The sequence below is a fragment of the Arthrobacter sp. CAN_A1 genome, assembly GCF_015751665.1.
GTDB lineage: Bacteria > Actinomycetota > Actinomycetes > Actinomycetales > Micrococcaceae > Arthrobacter_D.
This window is the reverse complement of record NZ_JADOUR010000012.1, coordinates 54,535-76,652: the sequence shown is the minus strand read 5'-3', so window position 1 is coordinate 76,652 and position 22,118 is coordinate 54,535. Positions and strand designations below refer to the sequence as shown.

Below are 22,118 nucleotides of genomic sequence, written 5' to 3'. Positions count from 1 at the left end.
TTTTTCTTTGCCTACCACGGACACCGCGGAGCGTACGGCAGAATGGGGTGGTGACTGACACCCTGCCCGCCGCCGCCCAGCCGCTTTTGGCAACGCTGCGCCAGACCGGGGAGGCCCTGCGTGGGCTGTCCTTCCCTCTCGCCGTCCACGGTGCGGACGCTGCCCAAATCAACGCGACAGCTGCGGCGGCCCAACTTGAGGACTACGTCGTTCCCCGGCTCCTGAGCCTTGACGCACCGCTGCTCGCCGTCGTCGGCGGATCCACCGGCGCCGGAAAGTCAACCCTGGTCAATGCCGTCGTCGGGCATCCCGTCACTCGCTCGGGCGCCATCCGTCCCACCACCCGGCAACCGGTCCTGCTGCATCACCCGGCCGACGGCCACTGGTTCGCTGATCAGCGCATTCTTCCTTCCTTGAGCCGGGTTCACGCCGCGGACGTCGGCAGCGCCGAGCCCGTCGCTGGGCGGCCGGCCGATGCCGTATCTCCGGGAACCGGCACCCTCCTGCTGCGCCCCGACGCCATGATTCCGCGGGGCCTCGCACTGCTGGATGCCCCTGACCTTGACTCCATCGCCGACGAGAATCGCCGGCTTGCCGGCCAACTTCTTGCAGCCGCCGACCTCTGGGTCTTCGTCACCACCGCCAACCGCTACGCCGATGCTGTGCCGTGGACGCTGCTCGCCGACGCCGCCGCGAGGGACATCCTGCTCGCTGTGGTCCTGGACCGGGTTCCCGCCGGGGTGGAGGAGGAGGTGCGCGGCGACCTGCACACGCTGCTCGCGGCCGCCGACCTGGGCCATGCACCCATCTTTATCGTCCCCGAGCAGCCGCTGGATTCCCAGGGCATGCTCCCGGCAGATGCGGCCGACCCCATCCGCCGGTGGCTGCAGGCGCTGGCCGCCGACGCGTCAGGACGGCAGGAGATCGCGCGCCGCACCCTTTACGGAGCTGTCCGCGCTGTCGCGGGCCGGGTCCACGCCGCAGCCGACGCCCAGGACAACCAGCACGCCGAATACCTGCGGCTGCAGGCTGCGGCGACCCGAGCCTACGACGACGCGCTCAAGGGAATCCACGAATCCACCCAGGATGGAACCCTGCTGCGTGGGGAAGTGCTGGCCCGGTGGCAGGACTTTGTCGGCACCGGCGAGTTCATGCGGGGCCTTGAGTCGAGAGTCGGACGGGCCAGGGATGCGATCGGCTCATTCTTCACCGGCCGGCCCACCCGGGCTGTCACCGTTGAGACCGCCATCGAAACCGGGCTCCACGCGGTCATTGTTGAACAGGCGGCCCAGGCGGCTGAGAAAACCGAGCACGCCTGGCGGGACGGCGATGCCGGTCGGGACCTGCTCGCCGGTCTAGCCCCACGCGGCGACTTCTCGGCTGAGGCCGCACGGGAGATCAGGGCCTGGCAGAAGGATCTGCTGGATCTTGTCAGCGCTGAGGGCGCCAACAAGCGGTTCACCGCCAGGATGCTCTCTTTCGGCGTCAACGGCGTCGCGGTGGCCCTCATGGTCGTGGTGTTCGCCTCCACCGCGGGGCTCACCGGTCTGGAGATTGGCGTCGCCGGAGGATCCGCCGTCGTCGGGCAGAAGCTGCTCGAAGCCGTCTTTGGCGAGGACGCGGTCCGCCGACTGGCGAAAACAGCGCGGGACAACTTGCAGCACCGGTGCGAATCTTTACTCCGCGCCGACCAACAGCGCTACCAGGCGCTGCTGGAGTCAGCGGCGCGGCAGCTTCCAGCCGAAACGCTCCGCACCTACGCCAGGGAACTCGAGTCACACAGGATGGACGACGCCGCAGAGGGTGCCGCGAATGACGATGACGGGCGTGACCGGTGAGCCGGCACAAGGGTAAAAAGGCCGAATCAGCGGTCCAGAACCAGCTCGAAGCCCTGGACACCGCCCGCGAGCTGGCCACCGGGCGCCTGCCCGAGGAGGATCTGCGCGCCACCTACGACGTCCTGGATCGGGCCAGCACCCGCCGGTCGCTGTCGGCCGCCCACACGGTGGTCGGCATCTTCGGCCCCACCGGGAGCGGCAAGTCGTCGCTGCTGAATGCACTGACCGGGACCGACGTCGCGCGGGTTGCCGCACGGCGCCCCACCACGTCCGAACCGCTCGCCGTGCTCTGGAAGACCGACGGCAGCGGGCCCCTGCTCGACTGGCTGCAGGTGGCCCAGCGCCACGAGCTGCCCGACCATTCCCGGCTTGCCTTCGGCGGACGGTCATCAGCCGACGACGGCGGCGGGCTGATCCTGCTGGACCTCCCCGACTTCGACTCCACCGCTGCCAGCCACCGCGACGTGGTGGAACGCTTGGCCGGGCAGGTCGATGTCCTGCTCTGGGTGGTCGATCCGCAGAAGTACGCCGATGCCGCCCTCCACCACGGGTTCCTCAGGGGTATGTCCACCCATGGGGCTGTCACCGTGGTGGCACTCAACCAGACCGACCGCCTGGTGGGGGACGAAGCAGACCAGGTGACAACGTCTCTGCGGGGCATTCTCGCTGCCGAGGGGCTCGGTTCCGTGGCCGTCCATCCAGTCTCTGCGGCGACAGGAGCCGGACTGGATGACCTGGTGAAGGAAATCGGGCTGACGGTGAAACGCCGGCAGGCCGCCACCGCGCGGCTCACCGCCGACGTCACAGCGGCGGCCACCCGGCTGGCCGGGCTGGCAGGACCCGCCGATGCCACCCTGCCATCCAAGGCTGCACGGTCGCGGCTGGTGGACCGGCTGGCAGGGGCGGTCGGCACCGAAACTGTCGTCGACGCTGTGGTCGGGTCCTATCGCCGGGATGCCCACGCTGCCACCGGCTGGCCTGTCACCCGCTGGCTCGGAAAGCTCCGCCGCGACCCGCTGCGTCGCCTCAACCTGCGCCGTTCCGAGGTGGACGCTGCGGTCAGCCGAACGTCCCTTCCGACGCCGGGACCCGCCCAGCGTGCAGCCATGGACGGAGCGCTGCGTGACTACGCCGACGCCGCCGCCGAGTCGGTCACCGGGCCGTGGCGGGAGCAGATCCGCGGCGCCGCCCAGGGGTCAGCCGAATCATTGGCGGACGGGCTGGATCAGGCCATCGCGCACACTGACCTGCGGTGGGGGAGGCGATCGTGGTGGTGGCCGGTGATCGGTGTGCTGCAATGGGTGCTGTTCGCGGCGGCGGTCGCCGGGCTGGTGTGGCTTGGCGTGCTGGCCGCGCTGGGTTTCCTGCAGCTGCCGGTCCCCGAGACGCCGTTGGTGGAGGGTTTCCCTGTGCCCACGTTGCTGGCCCTTGGGGGAGCGGTGATGGGGGTTGCACTGGCCGTGTTGTCGTCGGTTGCCGCGAGATTCTCGGCGGCATCGCGCGGGCGCCGGGCACGACGGCGGCTCCACGCCGCGGTGACCGAGGTTGCCGTGCGGGATGTGGTGACTCCCGTCGAGGCTGAGATCACCCGCTACAACGGATTTCGGAAGGCCGTATCGGACGCCCGGGGCCGGACGTAGCGGATAGGTGAGGGAAATAGACATCGGTGGGCAGCGTTTCCCTCACGGATCTCTAGGTTGACCCGGCCTGTCGGAGTTGCTCACGGAAATGGCCCTCCGACGTCGAAACACCCGGCCGCCAGCGAGTCAGGGCGTCGCGTCGTGGTCCAGACACCCCATCAGCTGCTGATAGCCGCGAGGACCTTGTGCAAGGTGCGCAGGTTGCGGGTGGTGGTCGAGTTCTTGAAGCGGGGCTTCCCCGAGATCTTGCTCAGGGGGGACTCCAGGGTTCCGCCGCGTGGTGCAGGCCAAGCGGCGGCTTCCGGTCCGAGCACAATGAGTCCGGAGTCCAGACCGGCCGCCGCCTGAACCAGATCGTCGAGCGCGTCCGGATCAGAGAAGAGGGTGATGTAGCTGTGGGTATCAGGATCGTCGGCGGGAAGCGGACAGGAATCCACCAGTTCGCGGAGCCGGCCCGCCTTAAGGACCACCACCCACGCGTCGTAGCCAAAGGTGGACCGCAGCAGGGCCTCGACCGAGTTCTTGAGTTCCGACGCCGATAGATCGGTCGAGCAGGTGAGGTTGCCCGATGCCAGCTGGGTTTTGACGTCGCTGACGCTGAGCGTCTGAACAGCAGCACGCAGCTCAGCCATCGTGAGGTTTATCCCGCCAACGTTGACTCCGCGCAGGAAGACAGCAAAGTGGGTCATGCACCACCTGATTTCATAGCCACACCCTACTCGGGCGCAGGAGGTGAAGGAGCACAGGGTCGACGATCAGTCGGCGGATTTCCCCACCGCGTGGGTCAGCTGGAGCGCGGCGTTCAGCACCACCTCGGCGTGGATGCGTCCCGGCTGCCGGGTGAGCCGCTCCATCGGTCCGGAGATCGATACCGCAGCGATCACCCGCCCTGACGGACCCCGCACCGGAGCTGACACTGAGGCGACTCCCGCCTCCCGTTCGCCAAGGCTCTGCGCCCAGCCCCGCCGTCGTACTCCAGCGAGCACCGACGGAGTGAACCTGGCCTCCTGCAGGCCCTTGAGGAGGCGGTCATGGTCCTCCCAGGCGAGCAGGCACTGCGCCGCGGAGCCGGCTTTCATGGAGAGCTGGGTGCCCACCGGAATGGTGTCGCGCAGACCGATCGGGCGCTCGGCCGACGCGACGCAAACACGCCACTCGCCTTGCCGGCGGAAGAGCTGGGCACTCTCACCTGTCGCGTCCCGCAGCTGCAGCAGCACCGGGGAGGCGGAGGCGATCAACCGGTCCTCGCCAGCCGCGGCTGCCAGTTCCACGAGCCTGCTGCCCAGCACAAAACGGCCCTGGATGTCACGGCTGACCAACCGGTGGTGCACCAGCGCCTGGGCCAGCCGGTGCACTGTGGGGCGGGCCAGCCCGGTGGCTGCAACCAGCTGCGCCAGCGTGGTGGGACCAGCCTCCAACGCGTCGAGCACCGTCGCCGCTTTGTCTATCACACCTACACCGCTAGAATTGTCCATAAGATGATATTGCCGTCTCAGCATTTGAGATGCAACTGTATGAAATACAACTGTTGGAGATGCAAGTGTCCTGGATGGATATATCCAGGACGTCAGTGGAACAGCACCGAAGGGAACCGGTCATGGGCAACACGCTCGCAGAGAAGGTCTGGGACGCGCACGTTGTGCGCAAAGGCGAGGTTCAGGGTGCTGAATCCCAGCCTGATCTCCTCTACATCGACCTTCATCTGGTCCATGAGGTCACGTCCCCGCAGGCCTTCGAGGGACTGCGCCTCGCCGGTCGACCGCTGCGCCGCCCCGATCTCACTATTGCCACCGAGGATCACAACACCCCCACCTGGGACATCGACAAGCCGATCGCTGACCTCACCAGCCGCACCCAGATTGAAACCCTCCGCGCCAACTGCAAGGAGTTCGGCGTCCGGCTGCACTCGCTGGGCGACGCCGAACAGGGAATCGTCCACATCATTGGCCCGCAGCTTGGTCTCACCCAGCCCGGCCTGACAGTTGTCTGCGGCGACTCGCACACCTCAACGCACGGCGCCTTCGGCGCTCTGGCACTCGGCATCGGGACCTCCGAGGTGGAGCACGTCATGGCCACCCAGACCCTGTCGCTCAAACCTTTCAAAACCATGGCCATCACCGTCGAGGGCACCCTCAAACCCGGTGTCACCTCGAAGGACATCATCCTCGCCGTGATCGCCAAGATCGGCACCGGCGGCGGCCAGGGCTACGTGCTCGAATACCGTGGATCGGCCATCCGGGCACTGTCGATGGAAGCCCGCATGACCATCTGCAACATGTCCATCGAGGCCGGTGCCCGCGCTGGCATGGTGGCGCCGGATGACATCACCTTCGAGTACCTCAAGGACAAGCCCCACGCACCCCAGGGCGAGGACTGGGATGCCGCCGTCGGGAACTGGCGCACGCTGCGCACCGACGACGACGCCGTGTTCGACGCCGAGGTCTTCCTCGACGCCAACGAACTGGAGCCGTTCGTCACCTGGGGCACCAATCCGGGGCAGGGCGTCTCCCTGTCACAGGCCGTACCGTCCCCCGACGACTTCGCCGACGAAAACGACAAGGCTGCCTGCGAGCGTGCGTTGGAGTACATGGCTCTCGACGCCGGAACGCCCATGAAGGACATCCGCGTGGACACGGTCTTCCTCGGCTCGTGTACCAACAGCCGGATCGAGGATCTCCGGATCGCCGCAGACATCATCCGCGGCCGGGTCAAGGACCCGGACATCCGCATGATGGTGGTGCCCGGGTCCGCACGGGTACGGCTCGAAGCCGAGGCCGAGGGTCTGGACCGGATCTTCAAGGACTTCGGCGCCGAGTGGCGCTTCGCTGGCTGCTCGATGTGCCTGGGCATGAACCCGGACCAGCTGGCGCCGGGGGAGCGCTGCGCGTCGACGTCGAACCGCAACTTCGAGGGCCGGCAGGGCAAGGGCGGCCGCACCCACCTCGTGTCCCCGGTGGTCGCCGCCGCGACGGCCGTGCGGGGGACGCTCAGTTCGCCGTCGGACCTCGATCCGCTGCCGCCCACCACAGGTCAGTACGACGCCGCCGTCGTCCCCTCCGCTTCGAACGCCGTTTAGGAGACTCCCATGGAGAAGATCATCACGCACACCGGTATCGGAGTGCCCCTGCGCCAAAGCAACATTGACACCGACCAGATCATCCCGGCGGTGTACCTGAAGCGCATCACCAGGACCGGCTTCGAGGACGCGCTGTTCGCCGAATGGCGGAAGGACCCACACTTCATCCTGAACCAGTCGCCGTTCAGCGCCGGTTCCGTCCTTGTGGCTGGCCCCGATTTCGGTACCGGATCCTCCCGCGAACACGCTGTCTGGGCGCTGAAGGACTACGGGTTCAAAGCTGTGCTGGCGTCCCGGTTCGCCGACATCTTCCGGGGCAACTCGGGGAAACAGGGGCTGGTCGCGGCGCAGCTGGCGCAGGACGACATTGAACTGATCTGGAAGGTCCTCGAGAACCACCCGGGCACCGAGGTGACAGTCGATCTGCAGGAGCGCACGGTGGTGTGCGGCAGCGTTACGGCCCCGTTCCAGATCGACGACTACACCCGGTGGCGGCTGCTCGAAGGCCTCGACGATATCGGGCTGACCCTCACCCACGAGGAATCGATCACCGAGTACGAGAGCACCCGGCCGGCCTGGAAGCCAAAGACCCTCCCCGTTCGCTCCTGACACGTCACCGTCGGTGAGAGCAAACTCATCGACGGCGGGCCGGTGCGGCGGAACGGCGGGGAATGAATAGCGGCAACCGGGAGTTTTCGACAGTACCCCCGGGGAGCCTATTTCAGTCTTGTTGGACATGCTCCTATGCTTAGCGGGAGGCAATTGCTGCTTTGGGGGCAATCTCTGTTGTGCGAAAATCGAAGGAAATAGGTGTTCATGGGAAGCGTGCTGACCATTCGTGGTGGAGTCCCTCTGACCGGTAAGGTCTCCGTTCGCGGAGCCAAAAATTTGGTGCCCAAAGCGATGGTTGCCACCTTGTTGGGCAATGCCCCCTCGGTCCTGCGGAACGTTCCCGAAATCAAGGACGTCGAGGTGGTGACCAGCCTCCTGAAGCTCCACGGCGTTGAGGTCACCAAGGACCCGGTCACCGGTGACCTGAGCATGGACCCCAAGGGCGCCAAGATGGCCCAGTCCAAGGACATTGACGCCCACGCCGGCGACTCCCGCATTCCCATCCTCTTCTGTGGCCCCCTGATGCACAGCATCGGCGAAGCGTTCATCCCGGACCTCGGCGGCTGCAAGATCGGCGACCGCCCGATCGACTACCACATGCAGGTGTTGCGGAACTTCGGCGCCGTCGTGGACAAGCGTCCAGGTGGCATTTCCATCTCTGCGCCCAAGGGCCTGCACGGCGCGAAGCTTGAATTGCCCTACCCCAGCGTGGGTGCAACGGAGCAGGTGCTCCTGACCGCCACGCGGGCCGACGGGATCACCGAGCTCAAGGGCGCCGCCGTCGAACCCGAAATCATGGACTTGATTGCCGTCCTTCAGAAAATGGGCGCCATCATCGCGGTGCAGACGGACCGGACCATCCGCATCGAGGGTGTCAAGGAACTGTCCGGCTTCAACCACAAAGCCATCTCGGATCGCAACGAGACCGCGTCCTGGGCTTCAGCAGCGCTGGTCACCCAGGGCGATATCTACGTGGAGGGTGCGCGTCAGCTCGACCTGACCGCTTTCCTGAACACGTACCGCAAGATAGGCGGCGCGTTCGACGTCGACGACGACGGCATCCGGTTCTACCACCCCGGCGGCAAGCTGTCCCCGCTGGTCCTCGAAACCGATGTGCACCCCGGCTTCATGACCGACTGGCAGCAGCCCCTCGTCGTCGCGCTCACCCAGGCCGAGGGCGTGTCGATCGTTCACGAGACCGTCTACGAGAACCGCTTTGGTTTCACCGACGCACTGATCCGCATGGGCGCCAACATCCAGGTCCACCGCGAATGCCTGGGCAGTGTCCCCTGCCGGTTCGGGCAGCGGAACTTCCTCCACTCGGCGGTCATCTCCGGCCCGGCACAGCTGCATGGTGCGGACATCGACATTCCTGACCTGCGCGGCGGCTTCAGCCACCTCATCGCCGCCCTCGCGGCGAAGGGAACCTCACGGGTGACTGGCATCGAGCTGATCAACCGCGGCTACGAGCGGTTCCAGGACAAGCTCGAAGGCCTTGGTGCCGACTTTGATATCACCTCCGATACCGTTGCGGCATCAGTGGAGGGCGGCCGCTAGGCACGGCGGCACTCTTTTATGACTGAATCCAGGAGATCCCGCGTCACGTTTGCCGTGCTGTCTGTCACCGTTCGTCCGATCATGAACGCGTTAATGGCCAAGAAATACCTGGGGGCGGAGAAACTGCCGCGGGACACTGGATTCATCGTGTGCCCCAACCACATCACGGAAATTGATCCGGTGGTGATCGGCCATTTTCTCTTCAACCAGAAGGTGACTCCGCACTTCCTGGCCAAGGCCTCCCTGTTCAAGGTGCCGGTGATGGGGTGGATTCTCAGGGCGACCGGGCAGGTGCCCGTGGATCGGACCACCGCCGGCGCCAACCGGTCTCTCGAAGCGGCGCGTGAAGCGATCGACGCGGGGGGCGGCATCGTGGTGTACCCGGAGGGCACGCTCACCCGTGATCCGGACATGTGGCCCATGAAGGGTCGGACCGGCGCTGCGCGGCTGGCCCTCCAGACCGGGGCACCGGTGGTGCCGATTGCCCACTGGGGAGCCCACGAGGTGTTCCCCCGTTACGCCAAACGCTTCTACCTCTTCCCGCGGAAGACGTCGCGGGTCATCGTCGGTGATCCCGTCGACTTCTCGGATCTGATCGGCCAGCCCATCACCAAGACGCTGCTCGATACCGGGACCGAGCGGATCCTTGACGCGCTAACGGCCCTCGTGGCCGAACTGCGTCACGAGGCGCCGCCCACCGAACGCTGGAACCCCGCTAACAAGCACCAGAAGAGTACCGGCAGGGATTTCGAGAGCAAGCCCGAGGAGAATCCGTGACGCGTACACCACCGGCAGTGGTCGCCGTCCTCGGCGCCGGTAGCTGGGGGACCACGTTCGCGAAGATCCTGGCCGACGCTGGCGCCCGTCACGGCACCCAGGTGCGGTTGTGGGCCCGGCGGGAGGACGTGGCGGAGGAGATCAACACCCTACGCCGCAACAGCAGGTACCTCGCAGACACCGTGCTCCCCGAAAACATCACCTGCTCGGCGAACATTGCCGAAGTGCTCGACGGCGCCGAACTGGTCGCCGTCGCGGTTCCCGCACAGTCCCTGCGCCCCCAGCTGCAGGGGTGGAAGCACCTGCTGCGCGACGACGCCGTCGTGGTCTCGCTGATGAAGGGGCTCGAAGTCGGATCCGACGCCCGGATGAGCCAGGTCATCGCCGCGGAACTGGACATCCCGGCCCAGCGGATCGCCGTCGTCTCGGGTCCCAACCTGGCGCTGGAGATCGCGCGTCAGGAACCCACCGCCTCCGTGGTGGCCTGCCCTGACGGGGAAGTCGCTGCGTGGATCGCTGCGGCCTGCACCGCGAAGTACTTCCGCCCGTACACCAACCCCGATGTGGTGGGGGTGGAGATCGGCGGAATCGTCAAGAACGTGATTGCCCTCGCCGTCGGGATCTGCGAAGGAAAGCAGATGGGCGACAACACCAAGGCGTCAGTCATCACCCGCGGGCTAGCCGAGACCACCCGCCTTGCCGTCGCACTCGGTGGCGAAGCGGAGACCATGGCAGGGCTCGCGGGGATGGGCGACCTGATCGCCACCTGCTCCTCTGCCCTGTCACGCAACCACACGGCGGGCCGGTTGCTGGGTCAGGGGCTGACCCTTGACGAGGTCACCGGGACCATGAACCAGACCGCCGAGGGGATCAAGTCAGCCCAGGCTGTTCTGGATCTTGCCTGCCAGCTGGGTGTGGATATGCCCATCACCGAGAACGTGGTGGCGGTGCTTCAGGGCACCGTCTCCGTCCATGACCTGGGGCCACGTCTGCTGGCCCGCGATCTGAAACCCGAAGGCTGACTGTGACTGCTGTTTTTCCTGATTCCACCGGCCCCGATTCGACCCAGCGACCGCGGGTACTGGTGCTCTTTGGCGGACGGTCCAGTGAGCACGCAGTCAGTTGCATCACCGCCGCAGGGGTGCTGGACGCGATCGACCGGGACAAGTACGAGGTCATTCCGGTGGGGATCGCCAAGAACGGCCAGTGGGTTCAGGTATCGGGCGACCCCTCGCAGTGGTCGCTGCGGTCGGCAAACCTCCCTGAGGTCACCGCCTCTGACGAGTCGCTGGTCCTGGCCGCTTCGGCATCCGGGGCGGATTTCGCCTCCACCGAGCTCATGATCACCGCGGCGGAGCAGATGCCGCGCAGCCTGGGCGGGATCGACGTCGTCGTCCCCCTCCTGCACGGACCCTTCGGCGAGGATGGCACGTTGCAGGGTCTGCTGGAGATGGCGGACATCAGGTATGTGGGCGCCGGTGTGCTGGCGTCGGCCGTCGGGATGGACAAGCACTACATGAAGGTCGTCTTCGCCGCCGCCGATCTGACCGTGGGGCCGTACGAGGTCATCACGGACCGGCAATGGGTCACCGACCCCGACGGGTGCCTGAAACGCTCCGCCGCCCTCGGATTCCCGTCCTTCGTCAAGCCCGCCCGTGCTGGGTCCTCCATGGGAATCACCCGGGTCTCGTCAGAATCGGATCTCGCGGCCGCCATCGAGACCGCCCGGGAGTTCGATCCCAAGGTGCTGGTCGAGGCTGGCATCATCGGTCGTGAGATCGAGGTCGCGGTGCTACAGGGCCGCGGCACCAACGAACCCCGCACCTCGCTGCCCGGCGAGATCGCCGTGCAGCCGGGGGAGCACGACTGGTACGACTTCGAAGCCAAGTACGTCGACGGCGCCGCGGCCGAACTGAGCTGCCCCGCCGACCTTCCCCCCGCCGCCAGTGACAAGGTCCGTGCCCTGGCCGCCGCAGCGTTCGACGCCGTCGGTGCCGAAGGCCTGTCCCGGGTCGACTTCTTCTACACTCCCGCGGGCGACCTCATCATCAACGAGATCAACACCATGCCCGGCTTCACCCCGATCAGCATGTATCCGCAGATGTGGGCCAAGTCGGGCCTCACGTACACGGAGCTGATCGACGAGCTGATCACTCTGGCCCTGAGCCGCAAGACGGGCCTCCGCTAGCCCCCCTTGACTCAACCCGGGGGTTAGGGGGTTACCGAGTCTGGATCCGGGGCGGGTGTAGCTAGGCGGTGACGAGAACCGCGCCGGCGAGGGTGATCCCGCCGAGGAAGACGGTGGAAATGCCGCCCAGCGCCAGGTTCTTCCCACCGGTTCGGGCCAGATGGGGGATATCGATCCCGGTACCGAGCCCAAACATTGCAGCAGCAAGCAGCAGAGTCGCCGTCAGGGATGCAAGCTCCAGCACCGGTTCGGGCACGACGCCGGTGGACCGCAGGAGCACCAGGGCCAGGAAGCCGACCACAAACAGCGGCACAATCGGCGCCACCCGCCCGGGCACGGCCGGTTGGGCACCCTCGGCGCGGCGGATACCGATCGAGACGAACGCGGCTACCGGCGCCAACAGCACCACGCGGCCCAGTTTCACTACGGTCGCCACAGCGAGAGCCACCGCCCCGGCGGTGCTGGCCGTTGCCACCACCTGCGCCACCTCGTGAACGGCCAGCCCGGACCAGATGCCAAACGTTTCGGGCGACAAACCCAGCAGATTGCCGATCAGCGGCAGCCCCAGAATCACTGCCGATCCATACAGCGTCACCATGGCGATGGCGCTGGCCACCTCGTCGTCGTCGGCGTTGACGATGCTCTGCATCCCGGCGATCGCCGACGCCCCGCAGATCGAAAACCCCGCAGCCATCAGTGTGGAAGCGGCCCGGCTCAGCCCCAGCCGTTCGCCAACGTACCGGGTGAAAAGGAAGCTGATGAAGACCGAGGCAATAATCAACGCGAGCACAGGAAAGCCAAGGCTCAGGATCTCGGGAAGTGACAGTTGCAGGCCCAGGACGACGACGCCGAGCCGCAGAAATCTTTTGGTCGCCCGCTGGATACCGGGCCGGATCCGGGGATGGAACATCCCCGTGTTGCGTACCAGCAGACCCAGGGCGAGGGCCACGACGAGGGCGCCGATGAAGCCCTGCAGGCTGGCGATGAAAAGGGAAAGGGCCACGGCCGCAGCCATGACAAGCACTCCGGGGAGCAGGTTGATGAATGCCGCGGAGGCGGCCGAGCGCTGTGTGGTCACTGGATTTCTTTCAGGGCGCTCGGGTGGGAAGTGCCAGAGGGGGAGCGCGGCCCATCCCGACGGTGAAATCCAGCCGGGATGGGCGGCAGCTACCTACAGGAGGTCGTACTCTTCGAGGAAGGCCGTTGCGACAGTCGCGCTGGATTCCTTGTCCACCTGCACCCGTGCAAGGTACTCGGTGAGGTTTTCCGTGGTCAGCGCAGCCGAGACCGCGTTGAGCGACTCGGTGACGGCGTCGGTGACCTTGGCTTCGCGCACGATCGGCACAATGTTCTCCGACAGGAACAGGTTCTGGGTGTCCTCAAGGACCACCAGCGACTCCGTCTCGATCGTCGAGTCGGTGCTGAAGATGTTGGCGACCTCAACTTCGCCGCTCAGCAGTGCTTCGCGGGTCAGCGGACCACCGGCATCGAGGGGACGGAACTCACCGAAGGTGATGCCGTACACCTCTTCAAGACCGACGAGACCCTGGAAACGCTCGGAGAATTCAGGGCCGGCGGCGAGCGTGAGGTCACCGGCGACGTCGGCCAGGTCCTCCATGGTGGTCAGGCTGAATTCCTCGGCGGTTTCGGGCAGGACGGCGAGCGTGTCCTTATCCTCGGCCTCTGACTGCTCCAGTGCGACGATGCCCTCAGGCAGCACCTCGACCATCGCGTCGTAGACCTCATCGGGACCGGTGACACCCTCGGGCGCTCCACCCTCGACGAGCGAGGAGTACAGTGCACCGTTGTATTCGGGCAGCAGGTCGATCGAACCGTCTTCAAGCGCGGCCAGGTACAGGTCGCGGGCACCGATGTTGAAGCTGCGTTCAACCTCAATGCCTTCAGCCTCAAGAACCTGCGCGTACATTTCGGCGAGCAGTTCGCTCTCGGGGAAGTTGGCCGAGCCAATCGCAATGGTCTCGGCGTCAACCGACTCCCCACCGGCGTCGGACTCGAGCGGATCTCCGCCACAGCCTGAAAGGGCGAGGGCTGCCACTCCGAGGAGAGCAACACTACTCAGCAGTTTGGGTGAGCGTTTGTTAATCATGGGTCGTGCCTTTCGGTCTGGTGATTACAGCTTATCGGGCATCAGGAGGCCGGAACATCCGCACTGACAGGTGCGGCGCGCCGTGAGGGGTTGTTCGACGTGCGGGTCAGCGCCCGGCCCGAGACGCCAGGTGACACCACCAGTCGCTGAAGCGCCGCGGCGCCCAGGTCCAGAATGATGGCCAGGAGGGCGACGACGACGGCGCCCGCCACCACGCGGTCGTACTGGTTCAACGCGATGCCGTCGATCAGCAGCCGGCCCAGACCGCCCAGGCCCACGTAGGCGCAGACTGTTGCGGTGGAGACCACCTGGAGGGTGGCGCTGCGCAGCCCGCTCATGATCAGGGGAAGCGCCATGGGTATCTCTACCCTGAACATGATCTGCAGCGGTCGCATCCCCATGCCCTTGGCCGCATCCACCGAGGCGGGGTCGAGGGCGCGCAGACCGGCATAGGTTGAGGTAAGGATGGGCGGGATGGCAAGGATCACCAGTGCGGTAATCACGGGCACCAGCCCAAACCCAATGAGGGTCACCAGCAGGATGATCAGGCCCAGGGTGGGCAGGGACCGTCCGGCGTTTCCGGCGTTGATGGCCACGAAGGCGAATTTTCCGGTATGGCCGATATACAGTCCCACCGGAATGGCAATCAGCGCACCGATGACCAGGGTCAGGAACGTGTAGAACAGGTGGTCAACAATCAACGACGGGATGGTGCCGTTGCGGCCCAGCTCCCAGTTTTCGGGGTCAAGGAGAAACTCGAAATAGTCCATCAGGCCCGTCCTCCCACTCGTGTCCACGGAGTCAGGCGCCGCTGGATCAGCACAATAATGATGTCGCAGACCGCAGCCAGCAGTACCGACAGGATGATCCCCACAAAGATCGGCGCAAGATAGTCCAATTGCAGGCCCCGCAGGAACAGTGCACCCAGTCCGCCCACTCCAATCAGCGCACCAACACTGACGATGCTGACATTGGCAACCGTCGCCACCCGGAGCCCGGCCAGCATCACCGGCAGGGCAATCGGCAGTTCAACGCTCAGTAGGCGTTTGACCCGCCGGTATCCCATGGCGGTAGCTGCTTGGGTGACGGCTGGATCCACTGAGTTCAGACCGTCGGCCACCACCCGGACCAGCAGTGCGACGGTGTAGATGGTGAGTGCAATGATGATGTTCAGCGGGGACAGGACGGGGGTCCTGATGACCGCCGGAATGAGCAGGAACAGGGCCAGCGAGGGGATCGCGTAGAGAATGCCGCTGAGATTGACCAGCGGGTAATAGAGATTCTTGTAGCGAACCGCGAGATAGCCCAGCGGCAGCGAAATGATAATCGCGAGAACGACGGGGATCAGCGCCAGGTACAGGTGTTCCCGAAACGCGATCCAGATCAGCTCGGAGTTGCTCGAGATGTAGTCGATCATGCGGTGGTCCCCGCACGTTGCCGGCGTCGCTCGTCCAGTTGCCGCACCAGGCTGGGGTGCCTGATGACGCCGTCGGCAGCGCCTGCGGCGTTAACCCTGACGGCGATGCCCACGGGGGAACTGATCGCCAGATCGGTCACCACCCGGAGGGAATCGGTAACGGTGAACGTGCCGGCTACGGGGAGGGGCGAGCGTTCGTCGGCGAGGCCAGGTCCGGACCACCCGAGCGGGCGCCCGGCGGCGTCGACCACCAGCCTCTCACTGCCCGACACTCCCGAGGTCACCGACTCCACCGGGTCCAGGACCAGCACCTCGGAGGAGTCGAAGGACAGGCTACGGAACCCGCGGTCCCGGCCCACAAAGTCGGCAACGAAGTCGTTGGCCGGGTTCTCGAGTAATTCCTGGGGGGTGGCGTACTGGGCAAGATGCCCGCCTTCCCTGAACACCGCCACCATGTCGCCGAGCTTGATGGCTTCGTCGATGTCGTGGGTGACGAACGCAATCGTCTTCCCCAGGTCACCCTGCAGGCGAAGGAATTCGGTCTGCAGCCCGGCGCGGACAATGGGGTCGACGGCACTGAATGGTTCGTCCATCAGCATGACCGGGGGATCGGCGGCGAGAGCGCGCGCCACGCCGACGCGCTGCGCCTGCCCGCCCGAGAGCTGCACCGGGTACTTGTTGGCCATGCTCTCGGTGAGCCCCACCCGAAGCAGCAGTTCCATCGCCGAGTCCCGCGACTTCTTCTTGTCCGAGCCAATCAGATTGGGCACCGTCATGACGTTCTCAATCACCGTGCGGTGGGGGAACAGTCCCGCGTGCTGAATGACATACCCGATGGACCGGCGCAGCAGGGCCGCATCCTGCGAGGTGACGTCCTGCCCATCAATGAGGATCCGACCGCCGGTGGGCTCGATCATGCGGTTGATCATACGGAGCGAAGTGGTCTTGCCACAGCCCGATGGCCCCACAAAAACGGTGATCTTGCCGGTGGGCAATTCAAAGTTCAGATTGTCGACGGCAAGGGTGCCATCCGGAAAAGTCTTGCTTACCTTGTCGAACGTAATCACGGTGGCTCTCCAGGTTCCTTGACACCAGCCCCAAAAGCAGGCAGTGAATAAGTTGATTCATAGTTTCAGCGAATGAATAGACAGTCAACCCAATATGTGAGATGACTTACCTATCGACATGTAAAGGACAACGGTTCACCCATGACTTCCGAGGACAACACCAACCGGGTGGTGCTGGACGGCGCCTCACTGACACTTGACGATCTTATTACTATTTCAACTGGTTCTTCCCGGGTAATGGTTCCCGAGGACGTTATTGCCGGCCTGACGAGGTCCCACGAGCAACTGGTACAGGCCCGCGAAACGGGGCGGGTGTATGGAGCCAATACCGGGGTCGGGGCCAATCGTGCCCTGAATGTGGAGCCCGGCGGCTCGCCGGCAGAGCGACGGGCAGCCCACGCTCGGCGCCTGTTGCTAAGCCACTGCGCGGGGGCAGGGCGGGTCGATGAAGAGACAACGGTTCGCGCCACCATGGCCGTCCGGCTCAACCAGTTCCTCGCGGGTGGATCCGGGATCAGCACCGGGGTGGTGAGGGGGCTGCTGGAGGCCCTCGATAGCGGGTCTGTCGCCACGATCCACAGTCTCGGCGGGTTGGGGACCGGCGACTTGGCGGCGATGGCGGAGCTCGCCCTGACCCTGAGTGGCGATCGCCCCTGGCACCGCGGTGGAATCGCGCCGGTGCACTTCGAGGACACCGATTCGCTACCCTTCATGAGCTCCAGCGCCCTGACCCTTGCCACGGCAACCCAGGGTGCCGTCGCGATCGAGCAGTTGATGAAAAGCTCGCTGGTCGTCGCATCCCTGACCATGCTGGCGCTGGAAGGCTCACCCGAGCCGTACGCCGGGGCAGTCCACCGGGCCCGGGTCTATCCGCACCAAGCCTCTGTTGCTGCGAAGATGCGTCTACTGACGGGCCCGGACACGCCGGTTGCTCCGGCCCGGTTGCAGGATCCCTTTGCCCTCAGGGCGCTGCCACAGGTGCACGCCCCGGCGCTCGATGCCCTGCTGCGGCTCCGGTCCATTCTGGAAACCGAGATCAACGGAGCTGCCGAGAACCCGCTGATGATCGAGGAGGGGCTCTTCCATCACGGCCAATTCCACCAGGCCATGCTCTCAGCGGCGTTGGATGCCACTCGAAACGCCGTTTACCCGGTGATCTCCCTCTCGGCGGCCAGGCTTTCCCACCTTTTCCGCCCCGAGCTCAGTAGTCTCCCGTCATTCCTCTCGTCGGGACCACGGGGAAGTTCAGGGCTGATGATCGCCGAGTACGTGGCCCAGGACATGCTGTCGATCCTGCGCACCTACGCGACACCAGCCAACGGCCCCGGCATCAGCGTGTCCCTGGGTCTGGAGGAACATGCAGGGTTCGCCACCCAGGGCGCCCGGCTGCTGCGCCACCTCGCCGCTGAGGCGCCGATCGTCGTCGCGCTTGAAGCGGTGGCAGCGGTGCGGGCCTTGCGCATGGCGCCCCAGCGCCTCGGGACTGCTCCGGCGAGGGCGGCCTTCGAGTACCTCAAGGCAGGACTCGACCCGGACGAGAGCGACCGGCCTCTGGGCGAGGACCTGGAGCGGGCGCAGGCACTACTCCCGGGACTCGCCCAGTTCTAGGGAGCAGTCCTAGCGGGCCTGGCGACCCAGTTCGTCGGTGACCGACTGGAGCGCCTGGTACTTCTCGATGACGCTTTCGTCATCCATGGGCCGCAGTTCGTCGGCGTAGCTCACCGACATGCGCCGGATCACCCCGTTGCGTCCAATCGCGTACTGTCCCATCCGCCACAGTGGTGGGGAATACGCGTGGATGGAGACCGACCCGTCCACCGAGCCGCCCATCCGGTGCACGTGGTCCGGTCCGAAGGAGAACGAGCGGCCCGCCTCGACCACTCGTCGGACCGGTTCGCCGTTCATCCGCGGGTTGGCTTCGGTGACGCCGCCGTGGGTGACGACGACGGCGCCCGAGGAAATGTCGTGATCATGCCAGCCCGTGTCGTCCTGGGTATTCCAGCACAGCAGCCAGACGTCGATGTTGGAGTCCCGGTATACGGAGGCGTAGTGGCGCTCGCCGCCCTCGTGGTTGATGTGGTGTTCCCATAGTTCGGGGCATGCCGCGAGGCTGGTGACCCAGTCCTGCAGCTCTTTCTGGCTCAGGGTGCGCCCGGGGAGGGCAGGAACATCTGACTCGGTGAGGGCTGCGCCCCTGAACGGTGTGGTGGTCATCGTGGAGTTCCTTTCAAAAGGTGTTGAGGGTTGGCGGAGAAAAGTGCATGGGTGAACGCGTGCCCGAGGCCAGGGTCACGCGGCTCGGCATACGGCCGGTCGGAGCCGTGGATGATCGGGTCGACGCCGACTACCCGGATAGTCGCGTCAATCGCCCGGGTGTCGTAGGAGGACGTCTCGTAGTAGACCAGCGGGTCGACGGCGCCAAACGTTCCGCCGCGCGCAGCAAGCCGCTCATGGTGCAGCGGTGCTAGTCCCGCCAGGGCAACGAACGCCACCCGCAGCCGGGGGTGCTGGGACCGGCCCACTGCATGCCACGCCAGCCAGGAGGCGTGCAGTTGGGCCACATAGGGCACCAGAGCTGGCCACCACGACGGCGTCCCGGCGGTCACCGGCGCCGGTCCCGGGTGGATCAGCAGAGGCTTGTCGGACGCCTGCACCACGTCAAGGACAGGCTGCATCCGACGGATCGCGTCGGGGTCACCCAGCGCCGTGGCGGGCAATTGCAGGCCCACCACCCGCTCGTGCTCGAGGATGCGGGCCAGCCCGTCGAGATCAAAGCTGCTCACCGGCGTCGCCGCCCAGACCAGAAAAGGGTCCCCGAGCTCGATTGCCGACCGGTGCCAGATCTCGATCAACCCGCGTGATTCCTCGAACGGCAGGTGTTCAATGCCGAGGGGGCTGGAGAGGGAGAGCAGCACCTGGTCTTTGCCCTCGAGGGTCTCGCGCATCCGGCGGGCCTCAAGGTCGTGGGCCAGGGGGTCGACGGCGTAGGGTGCCTCGCCGTCGATCAGCAGTTCCCAGCCGTTGAGGCGGGGAGTCTCGGTGCGGTCGCGGAGGGCCTCAATCAATGCGGCTGGCCACAGATGCTGGTGACAGTCAGTGCGCATGATGCCCTTTCACTGGTATGGGTCGGTTGGAACGTGAACACAAACCACGCTTTGAAGTGAACCGGTTCACACCATCAATTGAACCGGTTCACACCCGCCTTTGTCAACCTGTCACCCCTCCCGCACCACCCCCCGCCGAACAGTGAGCTAAGGCGAGTCGGGGGCCACTGAGGTCGCCAGATCTGGCCTCTTGGCGGGAGTTGAGCCAGACCGCGTCCCACGTATGCTGGTCTGATGACCGGGGCCCAGCGCAAAACACTCCAGGACATCGCAGACGCTGCAGGATTGTCGAAGGCTGCGACCTCCTATGCGCTGCGAGGACTCCGTGGCTCCGAAGCCACCCAAGCCAGGGTCAGGGCCCTCGCCGAAGAGTTGGGCTATTCGGCCGATCCGATCGCCCGGGCGCTCGCCAGCGGGCGCAGCGGCAACGTGGCCATCGTCGGATCGCTCCGCGACTTGTGGCGTCAGGGCCTCGCAGTGATGCTCTCCGAGGCACTCCGGGCACAGGACCTCTCGTCGATCATTGCCGACGTCGACGGCTCGCCCCAGCGCGAAGAGGAAGTTCTCCGCTCCCTCGCGGCGCAGCGGGTCGACGGGGTGATTGCGCTCCCCGTGGATCCTTCCGCCAGCTACTGGGCCGACGTGCCGGACCAGACGCTGATCGTCTCGATTGGTGATGCGCTGACGGCCCGCCCCGCATCGGAAAGCGTCCTCTTCGACAACGAGTATGGCGTCGGGACGGCCCTGCAACACCTCGCCGACCTGGGACACCGGACTGTCGGGCTGCTGGCACCCACGCTCCCGACGACGCCGGGCCGGCCCGCCGAGCTGCTGGCCCAAAGCCTCGGGGACTCCATGGGGCTGACGGTAACCGTATCGTCGTCGCCGTCGTCAGTCCACGGCGCGGCTCACGCCGCCGCCCACTTGCTTGAGGGCAAGGATCGGCCCACAGCACTGTTTTGCCTGGGGGATTCGATCGCCTTCGGCGCCTACCGTGCGGCCCGGGACCTCGGCCTGTCGGTCCCCGGGGACCTCTCGATCCTCGGGTTCGACGACAGCGAGCTCGCGTCGCTGGTCAACCCGGAGCTGACCACCTTCGGCTGGGACGAACAGGCAATCGTCGACGCCGCAGTCAGCGCCCTCACCTCACCGGACGGCACCGGAACCGCCAGCGGCCAGGTGATGTTCCGGCCGGTGTTTATTGCGCGGGCGTCGACAGCTCGTCCGTTGACACCCAGCGCCCCCACCCGCTAGCCAACAGATCGTGGAGCAGGGTGATGTCCTTGCCGTAGGCGCGGTCATCGGTGCCCTCGGGCAGGAGGGCGGACGCGTCGTCCACCAGGGTTCCGAGGCGAGGGTCGATAGGTTTCAGCGGACGATCGGCCAGCCGTACGCCCTGAATGACCGTCAGCAGTTCACACGCCAGCACGTCTCGCAGCCCGGTGGCAGCGTGGCAGCACGCCTCAGCCGCTTCAGCGGAGAAGCTCTGCACATCCTCCTGGCCAAAGGAGGTCTCGATTGCCCCCAGGCTGGAGGGCCGAGCGGCCGCCACCAGCTCGTGAACGACGCCGACAGTGCGTTTGTGGACCGCCACCATCCCGGCGTGCAGCCCGGGCTGGCCAGAAAGCTGCCGGGGGAGCCCGGTGAACTTCTCGTCCAGGAGGCGATGCACGCGGGCGGCAGACGTCTCGGCCACATGGATCATGGAGAGCCGCAGTCCATCCAGGGCCGCAGCAAGGTCAAACCCGTCAAAGCCGGCCGTTCCAATGAACCGTCCATCAAGATAGGCGGGTGAGTCGGTCACCCCACTGAGGGCGCGCTCGACGGCGTCCTCGACCGAAGCGATGGACCGCAACAGGTGGGCCACGGCCGTCCCCAGCACCCTGAACGAGAGGGGCGACTGAAGGGTGCGCGGCTGCGAGTCCGGTCCGGACAGCCGGCGGATAGCACCCAGGACAGTGCCCAGCCCGACGTCGGCCCGCGCCAGGGCTGGATCAAACGGATCGCGGCTGGCTCCCACCAGGCACACTTCAGCAGCGGTGAGGGCAACGGCCTGAGCGGCGAGCAGGCGGGCCTCGGCGGCCCGGAGAATGGCGAGAGCCGTGGTGACGGGGATCCCCTCAATCAAAGCAACGCCTTCTTTGGTACCAAACGAGTACGGTTCCATGTCGGCCGCCCGGAGCGCCGCTGCGGCGTCCACGGCTGAGCCGCCGGCAAGGAACTCACCGGATCCAGTCATCGCCCCACCGAGATGCGCGAGTGGAATGATCTCCCCGGCAGCACCAATCCGGGTGCGGGGAATGGCCGGCAACATGTCGGCGCTCAGCAGCTCGGCCAGCCTGACACACAGAGTCGCTGACACTCCGGCATCTCCGGAGAGGAAGGTCCGCAGCCGCACCGCAAGGACGGCCCGGGTTTCCGGTTCGGTCAGCCAGGGGGCCGATCCCACGGCACGGCCCAACATGAGGTTGTTCTGGTGCTTGGACTGCGCCGCGTCGTCGAGGCGGACCTCGCTGGCAGCACCCATCCCGGTGTTGACCCCGTAGACGGGATCGCCGTCGGTCAACAGATTGAGCACCTCCCGGCGTCGGGCGGCGATACGGTCCAGCAGGGGCTGCTCAAGTCGCAGGGGCCGGCCACCGGCGATATCCGCGATGGCGGCTGCGTCCAGTTGCTCAGCGTGCGAGACCCGTAACACAGGGAGGTGGAGGGCGGGGCTAGTGGTGGGCACGATA

General features: G+C 66.1%; 20 protein-coding genes. 10 read left to right on the top strand and 10 right to left on the bottom strand.

The window, feature by feature from the left end; translation table 11 throughout:
- The first annotated feature begins 50 nt into the window (after positions 1 to 50).
- Positions 51 to 1,838, top strand: a complete 1,788-nt coding sequence (locus IWX62_RS13190) for a dynamin family protein (RefSeq protein WP_196841872.1) — start codon at positions 51 to 53, stop codon at positions 1,836 to 1,838.
- A complete protein-coding gene (locus tag IWX62_RS13185; RefSeq protein WP_196841871.1) occupies positions 1,835 to 3,478 on the top strand; it encodes a GTPase in 1,644 nt (547 codons plus the stop codon). Before IWX62_RS13190 ends, IWX62_RS13185 begins: the two co-directional genes overlap by 4 nt.
- A gap of 158 nt (positions 3,479 to 3,636) precedes the next feature.
- On the opposite strand, the gene IWX62_RS13180 is transcribed toward IWX62_RS13185, so the two are convergent.
- Positions 3,637 to 4,167: a DUF1697 domain-containing protein gene (locus tag IWX62_RS13180; protein ID WP_196841870.1), complete on the bottom strand. Its 531-nt coding sequence runs from the start codon at positions 4,165 to 4,167 to the stop codon at positions 3,637 to 3,639.
- A gap of 66 nt (positions 4,168 to 4,233) precedes the next feature.
- Positions 4,234 to 4,953, bottom strand: a complete 720-nt coding sequence (locus IWX62_RS13175) for an IclR family transcriptional regulator (RefSeq protein ID WP_196841869.1) — start codon at positions 4,951 to 4,953, stop codon at positions 4,234 to 4,236.
- A gap of 122 nt (positions 4,954 to 5,075) precedes the next feature.
- Between IWX62_RS13175 and leuC the strand changes: the two genes are divergently transcribed.
- The 6 genes from leuC (at position 5,076) to IWX62_RS13145 (ending at position 11,688) form a co-directional block, all read left to right on the top strand.
- The gene (gene leuC / locus IWX62_RS13170) at positions 5,076 to 6,554 is read left to right on the top strand and encodes a 3-isopropylmalate dehydratase large subunit (RefSeq protein WP_196841900.1); all 1,479 of its coding nucleotides are present in this window, start codon (positions 5,076 to 5,078) and stop codon (positions 6,552 to 6,554) included.
- A 9-nt stretch (positions 6,555 to 6,563) separates the two neighbouring features.
- Entirely contained in the window at positions 6,564 to 7,163 is a 600-nt protein-coding gene (gene leuD / locus IWX62_RS13165) for a 3-isopropylmalate dehydratase small subunit (protein WP_196841868.1), read from the top strand.
- A 207-nt stretch (positions 7,164 to 7,370) separates the two neighbouring features.
- On the top strand, positions 7,371 to 8,723 hold the full coding sequence (murA, locus tag IWX62_RS13160; protein ID WP_196841867.1) for a UDP-N-acetylglucosamine 1-carboxyvinyltransferase: 1,353 nt from the start codon (positions 7,371 to 7,373) through the stop codon (positions 8,721 to 8,723).
- Positions 8,724 to 8,741: 18 nt separating this feature from the next.
- On the top strand, positions 8,742 to 9,500 hold the full coding sequence (locus IWX62_RS13155; protein WP_196841866.1) for a lysophospholipid acyltransferase family protein: 759 nt from the start codon (positions 8,742 to 8,744) through the stop codon (positions 9,498 to 9,500).
- Positions 9,497 to 10,522 (top strand): NAD(P)H-dependent glycerol-3-phosphate dehydrogenase, encoded by a 1,026-nt coding sequence (locus IWX62_RS13150; RefSeq protein ID WP_196841865.1) that lies wholly within the window; start codon positions 9,497 to 9,499, stop codon positions 10,520 to 10,522. The genes IWX62_RS13155 and IWX62_RS13150 overlap by 4 nt, the downstream gene beginning before the upstream one ends.
- The gene (locus tag IWX62_RS13145; protein ID WP_442859261.1) at positions 10,519 to 11,688 is read left to right on the top strand and encodes a D-alanine--D-alanine ligase family protein; all 1,170 of its coding nucleotides are present in this window, start codon (positions 10,519 to 10,521) and stop codon (positions 11,686 to 11,688) included. Before IWX62_RS13150 ends, IWX62_RS13145 begins: the two co-directional genes overlap by 4 nt.
- A gap of 61 nt (positions 11,689 to 11,749) precedes the next feature.
- Here the strand turns inward: IWX62_RS13145 and IWX62_RS13140 are convergent, their stop codons facing one another.
- The 5 genes from IWX62_RS13140 to IWX62_RS13120 form a co-directional block, all read right to left on the bottom strand.
- Positions 11,750 to 12,766 carry a YeiH family protein gene (locus IWX62_RS13140; protein WP_196841863.1) on the bottom strand — a complete coding sequence of 339 codons (1,017 nt, stop codon included), beginning with the start codon at positions 12,764 to 12,766 and terminating at the stop codon, positions 11,750 to 11,752.
- Between the two features lie 93 nt (positions 12,767 to 12,859).
- Positions 12,860 to 13,795 carry an ABC transporter substrate-binding protein gene (locus tag IWX62_RS13135; protein ID WP_196841862.1) on the bottom strand — a complete coding sequence of 312 codons (936 nt, stop codon included), beginning with the start codon at positions 13,793 to 13,795 and terminating at the stop codon, positions 12,860 to 12,862.
- 41 nt (positions 13,796 to 13,836) lie between these two features.
- Positions 13,837 to 14,565: an ABC transporter permease gene (locus IWX62_RS13130; RefSeq protein ID WP_196841861.1), complete on the bottom strand. Its 729-nt coding sequence runs from the start codon at positions 14,563 to 14,565 to the stop codon at positions 13,837 to 13,839.
- Positions 14,565 to 15,212, bottom strand: coding sequence for an ABC transporter permease (locus IWX62_RS13125; protein WP_196841860.1), 648 nt, complete (start codon positions 15,210 to 15,212; stop codon positions 14,565 to 14,567). Before IWX62_RS13125 ends, IWX62_RS13130 begins: the two co-directional genes overlap by 1 nt.
- Positions 15,209 to 16,279, bottom strand: coding sequence for an ABC transporter ATP-binding protein (locus IWX62_RS13120; RefSeq protein ID WP_196841859.1), 1,071 nt, complete (start codon positions 16,277 to 16,279; stop codon positions 15,209 to 15,211). The genes IWX62_RS13125 and IWX62_RS13120 overlap by 4 nt, the downstream gene beginning before the upstream one ends.
- 141 nt (positions 16,280 to 16,420) lie before the next feature.
- Between IWX62_RS13120 and IWX62_RS13115 the strand changes: the two genes are divergently transcribed.
- Positions 16,421 to 17,887: an aromatic amino acid lyase gene (locus IWX62_RS13115; RefSeq protein ID WP_196841858.1), complete on the top strand. Its 1,467-nt coding sequence runs from the start codon at positions 16,421 to 16,423 to the stop codon at positions 17,885 to 17,887.
- A gap of 9 nt (positions 17,888 to 17,896) precedes the next feature.
- Here the strand turns inward: IWX62_RS13115 and IWX62_RS13110 are convergent, their stop codons facing one another.
- Both IWX62_RS13110 and IWX62_RS13105 read right to left on the bottom strand, forming a co-directional pair.
- Entirely contained in the window at positions 17,897 to 18,493 is a 597-nt protein-coding gene (locus tag IWX62_RS13110) for a cysteine dioxygenase (protein WP_196841857.1), read from the bottom strand.
- Positions 18,490 to 19,383: an amidohydrolase family protein gene (locus tag IWX62_RS13105; RefSeq protein ID WP_196841856.1), complete on the bottom strand. Its 894-nt coding sequence runs from the start codon at positions 19,381 to 19,383 to the stop codon at positions 18,490 to 18,492. The genes IWX62_RS13110 and IWX62_RS13105 overlap by 4 nt, the downstream gene beginning before the upstream one ends.
- Before the next feature lie 234 nt (positions 19,384 to 19,617).
- Between IWX62_RS13105 and IWX62_RS13100 the strand changes: the two genes are divergently transcribed.
- Entirely contained in the window at positions 19,618 to 20,637 is a 1,020-nt protein-coding gene (locus tag IWX62_RS13100; protein WP_196841855.1) for a LacI family DNA-binding transcriptional regulator, read from the top strand.
- Here the strand turns inward: IWX62_RS13100 and IWX62_RS13095 are convergent.
- The gene (locus tag IWX62_RS13095; protein WP_196841854.1) at positions 20,582 to 22,114 is read right to left on the bottom strand and encodes an aromatic amino acid lyase; all 1,533 of its coding nucleotides are present in this window, start codon (positions 22,112 to 22,114) and stop codon (positions 20,582 to 20,584) included. The genes IWX62_RS13100 and IWX62_RS13095 overlap by 56 nt on opposite strands.
- Positions 22,115 to 22,118: the final 4 nt, after the last annotated feature.

What these genes read in the sequence shown, in the direction of transcription:
- IWX62_RS13180 (WP_196841870.1), bottom strand. Translation starts at nt 4,167, where the DNA reads ATGACCCACTTTGCTGTCTTCCTGCGCGGAGTCAACGTTGGCGGGATA.
- IWX62_RS13175 (WP_196841869.1), bottom strand. Translation starts at nt 4,953, where the DNA reads ATGGACAATTCTAGCGGTGTAGGTGTGATAGACAAAGCGGCGACGGTG.
- leuC (WP_196841900.1), top strand. Translation starts at nt 5,076, where the DNA reads ATGGGCAACACGCTCGCAGAGAAGGTCTGGGACGCGCACGTTGTGCGC.
- leuD (WP_196841868.1), top strand. Translation starts at nt 6,564, where the DNA reads ATGGAGAAGATCATCACGCACACCGGTATCGGAGTGCCCCTGCGCCAA.
- murA (WP_196841867.1), top strand. Translation starts at nt 7,371, where the DNA reads ATGGGAAGCGTGCTGACCATTCGTGGTGGAGTCCCTCTGACCGGTAAG.
- IWX62_RS13155 (WP_196841866.1), top strand. Translation starts at nt 8,742, where the DNA reads ATGACTGAATCCAGGAGATCCCGCGTCACGTTTGCCGTGCTGTCTGTC.
- IWX62_RS13135 (WP_196841862.1), bottom strand. Translation starts at nt 13,795, where the DNA reads ATGATTAACAAACGCTCACCCAAACTGCTGAGTAGTGTTGCTCTCCTC.
- IWX62_RS13130 (WP_196841861.1), bottom strand. Translation starts at nt 14,565, where the DNA reads ATGGACTATTTCGAGTTTCTCCTTGACCCCGAAAACTGGGAGCTGGGC.
- IWX62_RS13125 (WP_196841860.1), bottom strand. Translation starts at nt 15,212, where the DNA reads ATGATCGACTACATCTCGAGCAACTCCGAGCTGATCTGGATCGCGTTT.
- IWX62_RS13115 (WP_196841858.1), top strand. Translation starts at nt 16,421, where the DNA reads ATGACTTCCGAGGACAACACCAACCGGGTGGTGCTGGACGGCGCCTCA.
- IWX62_RS13110 (WP_196841857.1), bottom strand. Translation starts at nt 18,493, where the DNA reads ATGACCACCACACCGTTCAGGGGCGCAGCCCTCACCGAGTCAGATGTT.
- IWX62_RS13105 (WP_196841856.1), bottom strand. Translation starts at nt 19,383, where the DNA reads ATGCGCACTGACTGTCACCAGCATCTGTGGCCAGCCGCATTGATTGAG.
- IWX62_RS13100 (WP_196841855.1), top strand. Translation starts at nt 19,618, where the DNA reads ATGACCGGGGCCCAGCGCAAAACACTCCAGGACATCGCAGACGCTGCA.